At 67.4% G+C, this 13,649-nt stretch carries 14 protein-coding genes and 1 riboswitch; of the genes, 9 read left to right on the forward strand and 5 right to left on the reverse strand.

Annotated elements, in window-relative coordinates:
• The first annotated feature begins 3 nt into the window (after positions 1-3).
• The 3 genes from recG (at position 4) to NOV65_RS00620 (ending at position 5,641) form a co-directional block, all read left to right on the forward strand.
• The gene (gene recG / locus NOV65_RS00610) at positions 4-2,088 is read left to right on the forward strand and encodes an ATP-dependent DNA helicase RecG (protein ID WP_257303301.1); all 2,085 of its coding nucleotides are present in this window, start codon (positions 4-6) and stop codon (positions 2,086-2,088) included.
• Positions 2,089-2,448: 360 nt separating this feature from the next.
• Complete coding sequence (locus NOV65_RS00615; protein ID WP_257303302.1) at positions 2,449-5,217, forward strand: OmcA/MtrC family decaheme c-type cytochrome; 2,769 nt, start codon at positions 2,449-2,451, stop codon at positions 5,215-5,217.
• Positions 5,218-5,269: 52 nt separating this feature from the next.
• Positions 5,270-5,641 carry a pyridoxamine 5'-phosphate oxidase family protein gene (locus tag NOV65_RS00620; protein WP_257303304.1) on the forward strand — a complete coding sequence of 124 codons (372 nt, stop codon included), beginning with the start codon at positions 5,270-5,272 and terminating at the stop codon, positions 5,639-5,641.
• A gap of 25 nt (positions 5,642-5,666) precedes the next feature.
• Here the strand turns inward: NOV65_RS00620 and coaD are convergent, their stop codons facing one another.
• Positions 5,667-6,149 (reverse strand): pantetheine-phosphate adenylyltransferase, encoded by a 483-nt coding sequence (gene coaD, locus NOV65_RS00625; protein WP_257303306.1) that lies wholly within the window; start codon positions 6,147-6,149, stop codon positions 5,667-5,669.
• Positions 6,150-6,379: 230 nt separating this feature from the next.
• Here coaD and NOV65_RS00630 point away from each other — a divergent pair, with 230 nt between their 5' ends.
• Positions 6,380-6,568 (forward strand): hypothetical protein, encoded by a 189-nt coding sequence (locus NOV65_RS00630; protein WP_257303308.1) that lies wholly within the window; start codon positions 6,380-6,382, stop codon positions 6,566-6,568.
• Positions 6,569-6,572: 4 nt separating this feature from the next.
• Here the strand turns inward: NOV65_RS00630 and NOV65_RS00635 are convergent, their stop codons facing one another.
• Entirely contained in the window at positions 6,573-7,085 is a 513-nt protein-coding gene (locus NOV65_RS00635; protein ID WP_257303310.1) for a DUF1858 domain-containing protein, read from the reverse strand.
• 7 nt (positions 7,086-7,092) lie between these two features.
• On the reverse strand, positions 7,093-8,331 hold the full coding sequence (locus NOV65_RS00640; protein ID WP_257303312.1) for a DUF438 domain-containing protein: 1,239 nt from the start codon (positions 8,329-8,331) through the stop codon (positions 7,093-7,095).
• A gap of 142 nt (positions 8,332-8,473) precedes the next feature.
• On the opposite strand from NOV65_RS00640, the gene NOV65_RS00645 reads away from it, so the two are divergent.
• The 5 genes from NOV65_RS00645 (at position 8,474) to NOV65_RS00665 (ending at position 12,552) form a co-directional block, all read left to right on the forward strand.
• A complete protein-coding gene (locus tag NOV65_RS00645; RefSeq protein ID WP_257303314.1) occupies positions 8,474-9,571 on the forward strand; it encodes a D-alanine--D-alanine ligase family protein in 1,098 nt (365 codons plus the stop codon).
• A 94-nt stretch (positions 9,572-9,665) separates the two neighbouring features.
• The gene (locus tag NOV65_RS00650; RefSeq protein ID WP_257303315.1) at positions 9,666-10,829 is read left to right on the forward strand and encodes a S41 family peptidase; all 1,164 of its coding nucleotides are present in this window, start codon (positions 9,666-9,668) and stop codon (positions 10,827-10,829) included.
• A 1-nt stretch (position 10,830) separates the two neighbouring features.
• Positions 10,831-11,745: a divergent polysaccharide deacetylase family protein gene (locus tag NOV65_RS00655; protein ID WP_257303317.1), complete on the forward strand. Its 915-nt coding sequence runs from the start codon at positions 10,831-10,833 to the stop codon at positions 11,743-11,745.
• Positions 11,746-11,749: 4 nt separating this feature from the next.
• Positions 11,750-11,812: riboswitch (Fluoride riboswitch) on the forward strand.
• A gap of 14 nt (positions 11,813-11,826) precedes the next feature.
• Positions 11,827-12,213: a fluoride efflux transporter CrcB gene (crcB, locus tag NOV65_RS00660; protein WP_257303319.1), complete on the forward strand. Its 387-nt coding sequence runs from the start codon at positions 11,827-11,829 to the stop codon at positions 12,211-12,213.
• A gap of 9 nt (positions 12,214-12,222) precedes the next feature.
• The gene (locus NOV65_RS00665) at positions 12,223-12,552 is read left to right on the forward strand and encodes a DUF190 domain-containing protein (RefSeq protein ID WP_257303320.1); all 330 of its coding nucleotides are present in this window, start codon (positions 12,223-12,225) and stop codon (positions 12,550-12,552) included.
• Positions 12,553-12,570: 18 nt separating this feature from the next.
• On the opposite strand, the gene NOV65_RS00670 is transcribed toward NOV65_RS00665, so the two are convergent.
• Both NOV65_RS00670 and NOV65_RS00675 read right to left on the reverse strand, forming a co-directional pair.
• On the reverse strand, positions 12,571-13,185 hold the full coding sequence (locus NOV65_RS00670; RefSeq protein WP_257303322.1) for a cation efflux transmembrane domain-containing protein: 615 nt from the start codon (positions 13,183-13,185) through the stop codon (positions 12,571-12,573).
• A gap of 11 nt (positions 13,186-13,196) precedes the next feature.
• Positions 13,197-13,637, reverse strand: coding sequence for an ATP-binding protein (locus NOV65_RS00675; RefSeq protein ID WP_257303323.1), 441 nt, complete (start codon positions 13,635-13,637; stop codon positions 13,197-13,199).
• Positions 13,638-13,649: the final 12 nt, after the last annotated feature.

The raw sequence follows: 13,649 nt of genomic DNA on the forward strand, positions 1-13,649 counted from the left end.
GCCATGACTCTCGCGCCCCTGCCTCTGTCCTCCAAGGTCACGGTCCTCCGGGGCCTGGGACCGGCACGGGCGGCGGCCCTGCAGGAGGCGGGCATCGACACCCTGCGGGATCTGTTGTGGAGCCTGCCCTATCGCTTCGTGGACCGCGGCAGCCTCCGCCCCCTGGGCAACCTGGACTTGCGGGGCCTGGAGCCCGCGGAGTCGGGGATCGTCACGGTCATGGGCACCTTGCGCGACCTGCGCCAGAGCACCACCCGGGTGCAGCACATGGCCCTCACCGAGGCCCTGCTGGAGGACGGCACTGGCACCCTGCGCCTTATCTGGTTCAACCAGCCCTACCTGGCCCGCACCTTCAAGGTGGGGGACCGCCTGCTGGCCTTCGGTCCGCTCTCGGTGGGCCGTCATGGCCTGGAGATGCGCGGCCCGCAGTTCGAGTTGATGGGCCGGGGCGAGGACATCGGCTGGGTCCGGCGCTTCCTGCCGCTGTACCGCAAGCTGGGCCCCCTCACGGGCCGGGTGCGGCAGAAGCTGGTCCAGGAGGCCCTGGGGCGGGCCCATGCCGCGGAAGAGTGGCTACCCCTGGACCTGGTCAAGGATCTTCCGGACGGGATGACCGCCTTCCGCCTGCTGCATGAACCGCCGGACGACAGCGATCCTGCCCTCCTGGATTCCGGCACTTCGCCCGCCCATCAGCGGCTGGCGACGGAGGAGCTGTTCGCCTTCTCCCTGGGCGTGGCCCTGCGCCGGGCCGGGCGCCTCCAACGCAAAGGCCTGGTGGTGCCCACGTCGCCGGAACTGCGCGAGCGGCTGCGGTCCTTCCTCCCTTTCCACCTGACTGGTGCCCAGCGTCGATCCTTCAAGGAGATCGTGGACGACCTCACCTCGGGCCGGGTCATGAACCGCCTGCTGCAGGGTGACGTGGGCAGTGGCAAGACCCTGGTGGCCCTCCTGTCCATGGCGATGGTCGCGGAAACGGGCGGGCAGGGGGCGCTGCTGGTGCCCACGGAGGTGCTCGCGCGCCAGCATGCCGCCAGCTTCCGGCGCTACCTGGGCGATCGGGCTGATTCCCTGCAGCTGCTCCTGGGCGGCATGAAGGCCGCGGAGAAGCGCGCGGCCCTGGCCCGCGTCGCCAGCGGCGAGGCTCGCTACGTCGTGGGCACCCACGCCCTCTTCCAGGAGGCCGTCGCCTTCCACAAACTCCAACTGGTGGTGGTGGACGAGCAGCACCGCTTCGGCGTGAAGCAGCGGGAGGCTCTCAAGGAGAAGGGCGGCGATCCCCACTGGCTGGTCATGAGCGCCACGCCCATCCCCCGCTCCCTGGCCCTGGCGATCTTCGGCGACCTGGACCAGAGCGTGCTGGACGAGCTGCCTCCCGGGCGCCAGCCCATCACCACGAAGCTGCACAAGTCCGAGTTCGCCGAGCGGGCCTGGGAGCAGGTGCGGCGCGAGCTGGCCGAGGGCCGCCAGGCCTTCGTGGTGAGCCCCAGCATCGATCCCTCCGACGAAGGCAAGGTGCAGCTGCGGGATATCCAGGCCATGGAGGCGCTGCTGCGCGGCATCTTCCCGGAAGTGGCCATCGAGGTGGTGCACGGCCGGGTCCGGACGGATGAGATGGCGGCCCGCATGGCGCGGTTCGCCTCCGGCGAGGCGAAGATCCTGCTGGCCACCACAGTGATCGAGGTGGGTGTGGATGTTCCGAACGCCACGGTGATGGTGGTGGACCACGCCGAGCGCTTCGGCCTCAGCCAGCTCCACCAGCTGCGGGGCCGTGTAGGCCGGGGGGCCCACCGCAGCCACTTCCTCATGATCAGCGGCTCGGAGACGGAACGGCTGCAGACGCTGGTGGAGACGCAGGATGGCTTCCGCATCGCCCAGCGGGACCTGGAGCTGCGTGGCCCCGGCGAATTCTTCGGCGTGCGGCAGGCCGGCCTGCCCCAGTTCCAGGTGGCCGATCTGGTGCGCGATCGCCGCCTCCTGGCCCGCTGCAGGGAGGCCGCGGAGCGGGCTCTGGCCCACGGCCTCAGCGAAGCCCAGGCCCAGTGGCTGAAACGGGAGCAAGTGCGGCTGAAACTGGCGGACGTCAGCTGAATTCGATGCCTGGCCACCGGGTGCTGCCGACGGATATCCCAGCGGAAGGCCCCCTCCGGGCTGACTGAAGCCGAAGCCCCCTTGGTGGTGGGCCGCGGTCGTGAGGAAGGTGACGAGAGGCGAGCAGGTTCTCAGCCGACGGAATCGGGCTTGCCGGAATTGTCATCGAAATACTTCCGCCGGGTGGCCTTCGGCCTACATTTGGGCTCTCTACCCCTGGATGTCCCGAAAGGCACCGGGTGGTGTGAAGTTGACCCCCCGGCTGCTGTCGAATCAAACATTGTAGTTACTTGTTTTAACAATCAAGTCGATTTGAAAGACCAGTTCCAGCCACCGGCACCGGACACAGGGGAGGTCGTCATGAAACCCGTCACTTTCAGGGGATTCTGGGCGGCTACCGCCGCCGTCGTCACGCTTCTGGCCTTGTTGGGCTGCCGGGGCTCCTCAGGCCAGAATGGCCTCAACGGGACCAACGGCACGAACGGTACCAATGGCACCAACGGAGCGCCTGGACCCGCCTACGCCATCGACGCCACCACCTATACGGCGGACGAGTGGGGCGCCCTGACCCTCAAGGCCACCCTCACCAGTGTCACCGTCAGCTCGTCTCCCGTGGTGGCCTTCAAGGTGACCGACGGCCACAACGTGCCGGTCAAGGGCCTGGGCTTCACGAGCAGGGCTTCTTCGGCGGCCTTCGCCAGCTACGCCAACATGGCCTTCGGCTTGGCGAAGCTGGTGCCGGGTTCCAATGGAAGCCCAAGCATATGGGTCAATTACGTTGTCACTGCCAATCCGACGACCACAGCTCCGACGACCTGGGTCCCCTCCCGACCCTCCACCGACAACATCGGGACCCTGGTGGACAACGGCGACGGTTCCTACGTCTACACCTTCCGCCGGGACATCACCCAGACTCAGGCCCTGCTGGATGCGGCCACCTACTCCGGCAACAACCTCCGGGCGGACCTGGGGGATGTCAGCTTCAACCCCAACCTGACTCACCGGTTGACCCTCTTCGTGGGCGGCACGGCGCGGGGGACGGGCACCAACACGTCGGATGGGTCCAACAGCGGCGTGGTCGCGGTGCCCATCCTGAATCCTGCCAACACCGCCTATGACTTCATCCCCGCCACGGGCGCAGCCGCCGGGGCGTCCGACGCCCAGCGGGAGATCGTCAATGTCTCCGCCTGCTTCAGCTGCCATGCCAAGTTCGAGTTCCACGGTTCCGGCCGCCAGGACACCCGTTACTGCGTGATCTGCCACAACGACCAGCGCAAGTACGGCCGGGCCGAAGCCACCCTGACGGCCACCACGGTCTCCGGCGAGACCGGGAAGCTGGCCGGCCATGCCTCGGGGGACTTCCCCTCCTTCATCCACCGGATCCACCGGGGGGAGGAACTGGCGAGGGCCGGCTACTCCTACGGCGGCATCGCATTCAACGAAGTCACCTACCCCCAGGACCACCGCAACTGCGTGAAGTGCCATACCGCCAGCACCGCGACGCCCCAGGGCGACAACTGGTTCAACGTGCCCAGCCGCTTCGCGTGCAGCGGGTGCCATGACGACATCGACTGGGCCACCGGTACCAACCATCCCGGCGGCGCGGCTTTTGCGGACAACAACTGCTCCGGCTGCCATGGCGCGGTGGGCATCAAGCTCGTGCACCTCCCCGTGGTCCCGCCCGATCCCGCCAATATCTGGAACACTGGCGGGACGAACAACAACACCAACGCCTCCTCTGTGGCCGCCTTCGTGGGCAACCTGCCGGCCGGCGCCAGCCAGGTGACGTGGGACCTCAAGAGCGTGGCCCTCGACGCGAGCGCCAAGCCCGTCTTCACCTTCCGGTTCCTGAAGGATGGCGTCCCCGTGGTCTTCAACACCTACGCCGCGGGAACCGTCACGGAGCTGATGGACAACTTCGTGGGCGGCCCCAGCTTCTACGTCGCCTTCTCCGTGCCCCAGGACGGCATCGCCAACCCGGCGGACTGGAACGCCACGGCCAGCACGTACCTCAAGAACATCTGGCGGGGTGACGGTCTCGACATGGCCGGGGCGCCCCTGGCGGCTTCAGCGCAGGGCACCCTCAGCGCCACGCCCGACGCCAGCGGCTACTACACGCTCACCATGACTGGTGTGGTCATTCCCACCACTGCCGGGATGATCACCGGCGGCATCGGCTACACCTACGGGCTGACCCTCACCCAGCCCCTGACCCAGACCAACGTGCCGAACTATCCCTACATTCCCAGGGTCGCGGGTACCCCCGGAACGGGGCAGGGGGGCCTGAGCGTGCCCGCGCCCAATGTTTCGAAGCTCATCAGCGGCCCGCTGCCGGTCGGCTTCCCCCTCAACGCCGGGAGCACGACCACGGGGCCCGCGAATACCCCTCGCCGGACCATCGTGGCCAATGCGAACTGCCTCAACTGTCACGGCGCCATGGGCGTCTTCACCACTGAGGCCTTCCACGCGGGCCAGCGCAATGATCCGCAGACCTGCGAGTTCTGCCATAACGGCCAGCGCGTGAACAGTGGCTGGGGCGTGAACATGAAGGACTTCGTCCACGCCATCCACGGGGCCGACAAGCGGGTGAACAAGTTCTCTTGGGAGACCTCGGGAGGCGCCACGTACTGGAAGACCACCTATCCAGGCGTCCTGAACAACTGCGAGGCTTGCCACCTGCCCGGCACCTACGACTTCGGCCTGTCCTTCAACGCGGGTGAACTGCCCGACCTGCTCTGGACCACGGTCGCCACTGGCACCGTGCCCACGCCCGTGAACGTCATCCTCACGGGTACCGAGCCCATCCCGGGCGTCTACTGGTCGCCCTTCGCCGCGGCCTACGGCTCCGGCTATGTCTTCGGGAGCGGCTTCAGTTACAACGCCAACACAGGCGCCACCACGCCCGCCGCGGGCACCACCCTGGTGAACTCGCCCTACGTCGCCGCCTGCTCCAACTGCCACGACAGCCCCCTGGCCGTGGCCCACATGCAGACCAATGGCGGCACCTTCTACGGCAGCCGGGCCAGCGTCACGGCCGGCGGTAAGTTCATCCGGCAGGAGCAGTGCTTCCTGTGCCACTCCGCCGGCAAGATCGCTGATGTGCGGGCCGTCCATATGAACTTCAAGTGAGGGAGCAGGGCCCTGGAAGCCTCCGGTGCTACCTTGGACCCGGAGGCGTTCCATGCTGCTTGATGCCACGGTTCGCGACGTACTCAGGGCCGAAGGGTCCGCCACCTTTGTGACAAACGGTCCGGACGGGCCTCACCTCGTGGCGACCTGGCAGAGCTACCTCGACATCCTGGACGATGAGACCCTCGCTTTTCCCGCCGGAGGTTATCGGGAGACGGAGGAGAATCTGGCGCGTGATGCCAAGGTCCAGATGGTGATCGCCGACAAGCACGGCCCCTCGGAGAAGGCGATCGGCTTCCGGCTCACCGGAACTGCGGAAGTGCAGTCGGGCCAAGCGCTCCATGAGCGGATGAAGGCCAAGTACCCCTGGTGCCGCGGGGTGGTCGTGATGCACGTGGCGAAGGTCGAGCGGATCCTGGGCTAATGGAGCCCAAGGCCCCCCGGGGAGCCTACGGGTTCATCAACCGGTCCGCGATGCGGCTGCGCAGCCCCTCCGGCACCAGGTCCGTCAGGTTGCCGCCCATGCTGCCGATCTCGCGGACAAACCGGCTGCTCACGGCGCTGTACTTCTCCTTGGGCATGAGGAAGACGGTTTCCAGTTCCGGCGCCAGCTTGCGGTTCATGAGGGCCATCTGGAACTCGTATTCGAAATCGCTGAAGGCCCGCACCCCCCGGATGATGAACTGGGCGTTCTGGGCCTTGGCGAAGTCCACCAGCAGGCCGTGGAAGGTGGTCACCTCCACCTGGGGCAGGGAGGCCGTCAGTTCCTTCAGCATGGTCACCCGCTCGTCCACGCTGAAGGCGGGGGACTTCGTCGGGTTGTGGAGCACGGCCACCACGAGGCGATCCACGAGCTTGGCGGCCCGCTGGATGAGGTCCCAGTGGCCAAGGGTCACGGGATCGAAAGAGCCTGGATAAATGGCCGACCGCACGGGCACTCCGTCAGGATGGGGAATCAGCCTAGCGCAACCCAGGCGCATTCCGGGCCAAACTCGCCGGGAATCGGTTGGCGCCGTTACGCCTCGCGGGATTTTGCAGACACCCCCCCAGCCGCTGGCATTTGGACGCCATACCCGGATCCGGAGGATGAGGCGACCTCGTCCGAAGGGTCGAGTGGCGGGATCCTCTGCCGGGCCTACCTTTCCCTGGACGGAGGTGAACCATGGCCTGGAATGGCACTGAACGCCGGGCCCGCGACGTCGCCTATGCCGGCCCGGATCGGCGGCGCGGGACCATGGACGTCCTGCCGGAGGACAGCATCCGCCTGAGGAATGAGCAGATGCTCAGGCTCGTGCGGCTGCGCCACATGGAGCGCGCCACCTACTGGGATGCCTCCGAATTCCTGGAGTGATCCCTCAGGCCTTGAGGATCCAGGTCCGGAAGCGGCCCGCGCCCTCGGCCTCGCACCAGCAGGGGGTGCCTTCCTGGCGGAATTGATCCAGCAAAGGTTCCGGGCGGAAGGGGCTCAGAAGCTGCATCGCTTCGCCTGGGGTGAGGGTCAGCAGGGCCCGACGGACGCGGGCCAGGGGGTGTTCGCCTGTCGCCAGGAGGGCATCGGCGTCCAGGGTGGTGCGCACGGCGCTGGCTTGCGCCCACTCGGGGCGGAGGTCCCCCATCGGAGTTGGCGCCCGCTCTGCCACGGGGCCAGCGGCTTCGCCGGCCAGCTCCCGGAGGAAGCACACGAGCTCCGCCGTAGGGAGGCCGGCCATGCGGGCCGCGAGCTCCACGGTGGCCAGCTTCGCCACGGTGCGGCGGAGGATGGGGTTGCGGAGCTTGGCGAACTCGGGGATGCGGGCAATGAGGGCCTCCTGCTGGTCCGGGTGGGCCGCCAGGAAGTCGCCAATCTTGGTTTCGGGGGTGATGGCCATGGGCGCCTCAGGCTTCGTCGTACTGGAGCAGGCGGCGGTCGCCTTCGAGGGCGCGGAGGCGCGTGAGGTCCTGGGTAACCTCCAGGGTGCCCAGGTAGGCCCCGGCCTCGTCGCGCACGGCGAAGTAGCGGATGTGGACGAACTTCCCCTGCATCTGGATCCAGAACTCCGCCACGGTCTGGCGGCCGGTCTTGAAGTCGTTGAGGATGCGCTCCACCACGTCCACGCTCTTGGGCGGGTGGCAGTGCTTCACCTCCCGACCCAGGATGGTGCGGCTGCGGGCGAAGACGCGGTCGGGTCCCTCGCTGAAGAAGGCCACACGGTCGTCCGCGTCCACGAAGGTGATGTCCACGGGCAGCGAAGAGAAGATGCCGATGAGCTGCTGAAAGCTGAGGGAGCCGCTGGGGAAGGCCACCGCCGAGGCGGCGGGAAGCTGGATGGGATCCTCGGGCAGGGCGGCCACCGGCGGCGCGTAGCCGATGGCGGGCTCCACCAGGCACCAGCCGTAGCGCGGGCTGTCCCGCCAGACTTCGCCCCACTCCTCTTCGGTGAACAAACCCAGGCACATGGGCAGGAGGATGGTCTCCTCCTTGTAGATCATGGATTCCAGCGCCGCCAGGGCGGGGCGCAGCACCGTGGGGACGAGGATCTTCAGCTCGGCGCCGCTGAGGCTCTCCTCCCGCAGCACCTCGATGGCCCCCTTGAGCAGCTCGCGCACCTCGTCGTCCTTGGCCCACATGACCTTGGAGGGCCCGGTGTTGCCGTGGCGTTCCAGGATGGAGAAGACCAGGTGTTCCTTGCGCTGGTAGTGCTTGTCCACGTCCATGAGGGCGTTGAAGGCCCCCAGTACGGCTAGGCGCTCGGCAGTGGGATAGGTCTGGTCCACCACGGTTTCGAGGGTGGCGACCTGCTGCCGGGCGGCGCCGATGGCGGCTTCCAGGGCCCGGTTCTCGTGGCGGAAGGTGTCCACGGGGTGCCCTGCGGGCAGCTCCTGGGCCTTGGCTGGGGTCACGGTGTCCTGGAGCACCTCCGCATGGAGGTCGCACATGGACTTCACTTCCTGGGGGCTCATACCGTCGGCCATGAGCGACTGCTCCATGGCGGCGATCTCGCTGGCATCCACTTCGCCGACCAGGTGGGCCAGCCGTTCCCGAACCTGCTCGGGGGCTTCGCCTCGATGCAGGTGCAGGATGATCTCCTTGAGGGTGGCGATCCGATGCTCCCGGTTGTTGAGGAGTTCGCTCATGGTGTCTTTCCGTGGGGGCCATCCCCAGGCATCATGAATATCAGATAAAAATGATCAACAATTCTTAAAAGTGATTTTCGTCGCACTGGACCAGGGTCCCCTCGCCGGAGAACCCGCCAGGGGCGGGTGCTAGAGTAGGGACATGAACGAGAAATTGAGCGTCGGCCTCCTTTTCGGCGGGGAATCCCCCGAGCACGAAGTCTCCATCGTCACGGCCCGGGCCATCGCGGAGCACCTGGATCCGGAGCGGTTCGAGGTGCGGCCCATGGGCATCGCCCGGAACGGTGTGTGGGTGGTGACTGGCGATCCCTTCACTCGGCTGGCGGCCGGGGAGGTGCCCGAGCGCAGCGCCCATCCTTTCCTGCCCTTGGAGAAGGGCGCCGAGGCCACGCCCCTGCCGGATCTCTTCTTCAACGCCCTGCACGGCGCGGGCGGTGAGGACGGCCAGATCCAGGGCTATCTGGAGCTGCTACACCGGCCCTACACGGGGGCCGGCCTGCTGGCCATGGCCGCGGGCATGGACAAGTGGATCACCAAGCGCCTCTGGGAATCCGAGGGCCTTCCGGTGGTGCCTTATGTCGGCCTGACCGAGGAACGGTGGCGGCGGGAGCAGCCGGTCTGCCTAGTGGAATGCGCCAAGCTGGGGCTGCCCCTCTTCGTGAAGCCTGCGAACCTCGGCAGCAGCATCGGCGTGGAGAAGGTGAAGCGCGCCGAGGACCTGCCCGCGGCCCTGGACCGGGCCTTCACCTTCGATCGGCGGGTGCTGGTCGAGCAGGGGTTGGATGTCCGCGAGATCGAAGTGGCCGTGCTGGGTGGGGACGAGCCCCTGGTGTCCCAACCGGGGGAAGTCATCGTGGCCGACGAGTTCTACACCTTCGAGGACAAGTACCTCCACGGCAAGAGCCGCACGGAGATTCCCGCGAACATCCCCGAAGAACTGGCCGACCTGGTGCGGAAGCTGGCAGCCAAGGCTTTCGCCGCCTCCGACGGCTACGGCATGGCGCGGGTGGACTTCTTCCTGGAGCGGCTCACGGGGCGGGTGTTCCTGAACGAACTGAACTTCATCCCCGGCTTCACCAGCATCTCCATGTATCCCAAGATGATGGCCGTCAGCGGTGTGCCGTACGCGGAACTGCTGACTCGGCTCATCGACCTGGCCCTGGCCCGCCACGCCCAGACCGCCGCCAAGCAGAAGGGTTTCCAGTCCGGCAGCGACTGGTTCAGAAGCGCCCAGGGGTAAGCCCGTTCTCCACTCCAGGGATCCCCTGGGCGGCGTTGGCAACTGACAGCCGATAGCTGGCAGCCGAGAGCCTATTTCCACGTAGACTGTGTCCATGCATGCCCGTACCTGGCTCTCAGTTTTCTCCTTCCCTCTCGTGGCCGCCTTCACCCTGCCGGTGATCCAGCAGGGCGAGCAGGCCAAGGCCCAACCGAAACCGGGCGTGAAGGCGCCGCCCCAGGATCCCCTGGCGGGCCTCTCCGATATCCAGGACGTGCTGGCCCTGGTGCAGCAGAATTACGTCGACCCTCCCGACATGGAGAAGGTCGTATCCGGTGGCATCCAGGCGGTGCTGGAGCGCTCGCACCCTCTGAACGCCTACCTGTCGGCGGAGGATCTTCGGCTGCCGGATCCCGGGCCCGCCGAGGCTGGTCTGGTGGTGGTGAAGCGGGGCATCTACGCGACGGTGCTCGCGGTGACGCCCGGTGGTCCCGCTGCCAAGGCGGGCATCCAGGCGGGGGATGTGATCCGGAAGGTGGACGGCGATTCCGTGGGCCGGCTCAGCGCCTGGGCCCTTGAGCGCCGCCTGTCCGGGCCGGAAGGGTCGACCCTCGACCTCTACCGCTACAACGCCACCGGTGACCTCACGAAGACGACCTTGCAGCGGCAGCGGTTGACGAAGGCTCCCGTGACCCTCAAGCCGGGGGCCGGCGCTCTGCTGGTGTCCCTGCCGGACCTGAACTCCGGGCGGGCCGAGGAATTGAAGAAGCTGCTGGCCACGGTGGACCACAGCCAGACCCTGGTGTTGGACTTGCGCCAGTGCGTGAAGGGCTCCGCCGAGGAGGCCGCTGCCGTGGCGGGCCTGCTGGGCGCCAAGGGCGCGTTCGGCACCCTTCAGGAGGCCGGAAAGCCCGATCGCGGAATGGCCGTGGCTGGGACCGGAACCCCCTTCGCCCGTCTGGCGCTTCTCGTGGGACGCTCGACCATGGGCCTTCCCGAAGTGCTGGCTTCCTGCCTGAAGAAGGGGGGCGCGAGAACGCTCGGCGAAAGGACTCCGGGCCTGGGTGTCGAACGCAGCCGCTTTCTCCTGAAGCAGGGCGGAGCCGTGGAGCTGGTATCCCGCCGCTGGGTGGGCCTCGGCGGCGAGAAGTTGGACCGCCAAGGCGTGGTGCCGGATCAGGTGCTGCGACTCGCGGATTCGGACGATGCCCTGGCCAAGGTGATGGCGGCCCTCCAGGCCCCCGTGCCGGCCGCACCACCCGCCGCGAAGGCTTCCTAGTTTGGCGCGAGGCAAGGGGAAGCGCACATCCACCCTGGCCCTGCTGGGCTGGGCCACCTTCACCCTCCTCCTGGGGCTGGGGGCTGGCCTGATGCTGGGGCAGCAGGGCTGCGACCGGCGCCAGGCGCCGGCCAAGCGGGAAGCCCCCGCTCCGGAACCCAAAAAGCCCGAAAAGAAATCCGCTGAGCCGAAGGCGAAGCCCGGCTCTGAGGCTGCCAAGCCTCCGGGCGAGGAACCGGAGCGCCCGCTGCCCCGCCTCGCCCTCGTCATCGACGACCTGGGCTACATGCAGCCGGAGCTGGTGACACGGCTGTGCAGCCTGCCTGTGCCCTTCAGCGTGGCGGTGCTGCCCTACCAGGAGTTCACGCGGGACAGCGCGGACATTGCCTACCGCCTGGGCAAGGAGGTCATGCTCCACCTGCCCATGGAACCCATCGGCTACCCCGGGCCGGGTCGCGATCCTGGACCCAATGCCATCCTCTACAACCTGCCGGAGCCCGAGGTTCGCCGCCGGGTGCGGATGGCCCTGGATGGCATCCCCCACCGCGCGGGCGTGAACAACCACATGGGCAGCCGCATCACGCCCGACCGCACCCGCATGGGCTGGGTGCTCCAGGAGCTCAAGTCCCGCAAGCTCTTCTTCGTGGACAGCCGCACGGAGAAGGACAGCGTGGCCTATGACGTCGCCGAGGAACTGGGCATTCCGGCGGTGCAGCGGAAGGTCTTCCTGGATGACGACAAGGCCTTCCCCGAGATGGAGAAGCAGTGGGACCGGGCCCTCAAGCTGGCCGAGAAGGAGGGTTCGGTGCTCATCATCGGGCACATCTACCCCGAGACCGTGGAGGCCCTGGAGAAGCTGGTGCCTCGCAGCAAGGGGCAGGTGCGCTTCGTGAAGGCGAGTGACTTGGCCAAGTGATAGGCTGTTTCCTGGCGATGGCGTCCGCCCCATAACCGCCTGATTGGCTGATGACGCCTGTGACTCCTGGAGGACACAGGCATGGCTTTCTATTCGTTTCTGGCGGTGGGCGTCGGTGCGGCTCTGGGCGCGTGGCTGCGCTGGGGCCTGGGTGTCCTCCTGAATCCCTTTGTTCCATCTCTGCCCCTTGGAACGCTGGCGGCGAACCTGCTGGGAGGCTACCTTGTGGGCGTGGCCGTGGCCGTGTTCACCCAGCACCCGGGTTTGGCGCCTGAAGCGAGGCTCCTCATCATCACTGGGTTCCTGGGAGGGCTCACCACCTTCTCGACGTTCTCCGCCGAGGCAGTGCACCTGCTGACCCGCGGAGAGTACGCCTGGGCCGCCGGCCACATGGCCGTCCACCTGGCAGGCTCCCTTTCCATGACCCTGCTGGGCCTGCTGACGGTAAAGGCGTTCGTGAAAGCCTGAGGAGGCGTCATGAAGGGCACCTACCTGACCTTCTTCGTCCAGGAGGATCGGACCCACCACGGGATCCTGGTCTACGAGTGGCTGCTGAAGGAGGCGCGGCACCTCGGCCTCAAGGGCGGCACGGCCTTCAAAGCCATCGCGGGCTTCGGCCGCCACGGGCTCATCCATGCGGACCACTTCATCGAGCTGGCCGGGGACCTGCCCGTCGAGGTGACCTTCATGGCCACGGAAGAGGAGGCGGAGCGCCTGATCGCCTTCATCCAGGCCGAAGGCCAGTCCATGTTCTACATCCGTGTGCCCGCCGAGTGCGGCTTCATCAACGAGCAGGTACGCTCTTAGGCGTTTTGTCAGGCGCTCTTAGTGCCCGCACCCGCAGCCGCCGGTGAAGGATTCGCTCCGCGCGGCGCGAACCATGCCGAGGCCCTCTTTCCCGATGAGCAGCGCCAAGGCCAGCGCGGCGGCGGCGTCCACCCACCACAGGGCTGGGGCGAGCAGGAACAGCAGGCTGCCGAGGAACAGCACGACGGAGAGCTGGATGCAGGCGAGGCTGCAGGCGGCGTCGGCTTCCACCGTGGCGCTGTCCAGGGCTTTGGCCGTCTTGAGCTTGGCGCGCCACAGGAAGGCCATGAAGGACAGGGACAGGGCGGCGATGACGAGGCCCGGCACCGTGGTGGGCGGGTGGGTGCGGGCCGTGAGCTGGAGGATGGCTCCGCCCGCGATGCCAAGGGCCAGGAAGAGGAACAGCCAGCCGATGCCCCGCGTGGCCTTGCGCTCGCGCTCGAGGTTGCCGTGATCCAGCAGCTTCCATAGCACCAGCAGCGCCGAGGCGACCTCGATGAAACTGTCCGCGCCGAAGCCGAAGAGGGCCACGGAGTCGTCCGCCCAGCCGAACGCCATGGACACCAGGCCTTCCACCAGGTTGTAGGCGATGGTGATCCCGGAGAGCCAGAGGGCCCGGCGGCGCCAGTCCACGGGCTTCTCCGTCACGGATGCGGCTCGCGGACCTTCCGGGCCTTCACGAGCACCAAGGTGGAGCCCGCCGGGTGGCGCTCCATGTGCACTTCGTCCATCACCTGGCGCATGAAGAACACGCCGCGGCCACCGGGCTTCAGCAGGTTCTCGGGCAGGTTGGGATCGGGCAGGGCCTCCAGATCCACGCCGGGACCCCGGTCCTCGATGCGGATCTCGAAGCGATCGGTCTTGGGCGTGAAGGTGACCTTCACGGGCTTGTCCCGGTCCAGCTTGTTGCCATGGCGCATGGCGTTGGCGATGCCTTCCTGGATCGCCAGCCACAGCCGCTCGCCATCCTCCTGGGTGAAGCTCAGATGCTTCAGGAACTCCGCACCCACCACCTGGATCAGGTCGATGAAGCGCAGGTCCGTGTTGCAGGTGAGGACGACGGGCAGTAGGGCGGGGTGGGCCATAAGACGGAAATT

The sequence above is a fragment of the Geothrix campi genome (genome assembly GCF_024609265.1).
GTDB lineage: Bacteria > Acidobacteriota > Holophagae > Holophagales > Holophagaceae > Geothrix > Geothrix campi.

What these genes read in the sequence shown, in the direction of transcription:
- NOV65_RS00615 (WP_257303302.1), top strand. Translation starts at nt 2,449, where the DNA reads ATGAAACCCGTCACTTTCAGGGGATTCTGGGCGGCTACCGCCGCCGTC.
- recG (WP_257303301.1), top strand. Translation starts at nt 4, where the DNA reads ATGACTCTCGCGCCCCTGCCTCTGTCCTCCAAGGTCACGGTCCTCCGG.
- NOV65_RS00630 (WP_257303308.1), top strand. Translation starts at nt 6,380, where the DNA reads ATGGCCTGGAATGGCACTGAACGCCGGGCCCGCGACGTCGCCTATGCC.
- NOV65_RS00650 (WP_257303315.1), top strand. Translation starts at nt 9,666, where the DNA reads ATGCATGCCCGTACCTGGCTCTCAGTTTTCTCCTTCCCTCTCGTGGCC.
- crcB (WP_257303319.1), top strand. Translation starts at nt 11,827, where the DNA reads ATGGCTTTCTATTCGTTTCTGGCGGTGGGCGTCGGTGCGGCTCTGGGC.
- NOV65_RS00645 (WP_257303314.1), top strand. Translation starts at nt 8,474, where the DNA reads ATGAACGAGAAATTGAGCGTCGGCCTCCTTTTCGGCGGGGAATCCCCC.
- NOV65_RS00675 (WP_257303323.1), bottom strand. Translation starts at nt 13,637, where the DNA reads ATGGCCCACCCCGCCCTACTGCCCGTCGTCCTCACCTGCAACACGGAC.
- NOV65_RS00665 (WP_257303320.1), top strand. Translation starts at nt 12,223, where the DNA reads ATGAAGGGCACCTACCTGACCTTCTTCGTCCAGGAGGATCGGACCCAC.
- NOV65_RS00635 (WP_257303310.1), bottom strand. Translation starts at nt 7,085, where the DNA reads ATGGCCATCACCCCCGAAACCAAGATTGGCGACTTCCTGGCGGCCCAC.
- NOV65_RS00620 (WP_257303304.1), top strand. Translation starts at nt 5,270, where the DNA reads ATGCTGCTTGATGCCACGGTTCGCGACGTACTCAGGGCCGAAGGGTCC.
- NOV65_RS00640 (WP_257303312.1), bottom strand. Translation starts at nt 8,331, where the DNA reads ATGAGCGAACTCCTCAACAACCGGGAGCATCGGATCGCCACCCTCAAG.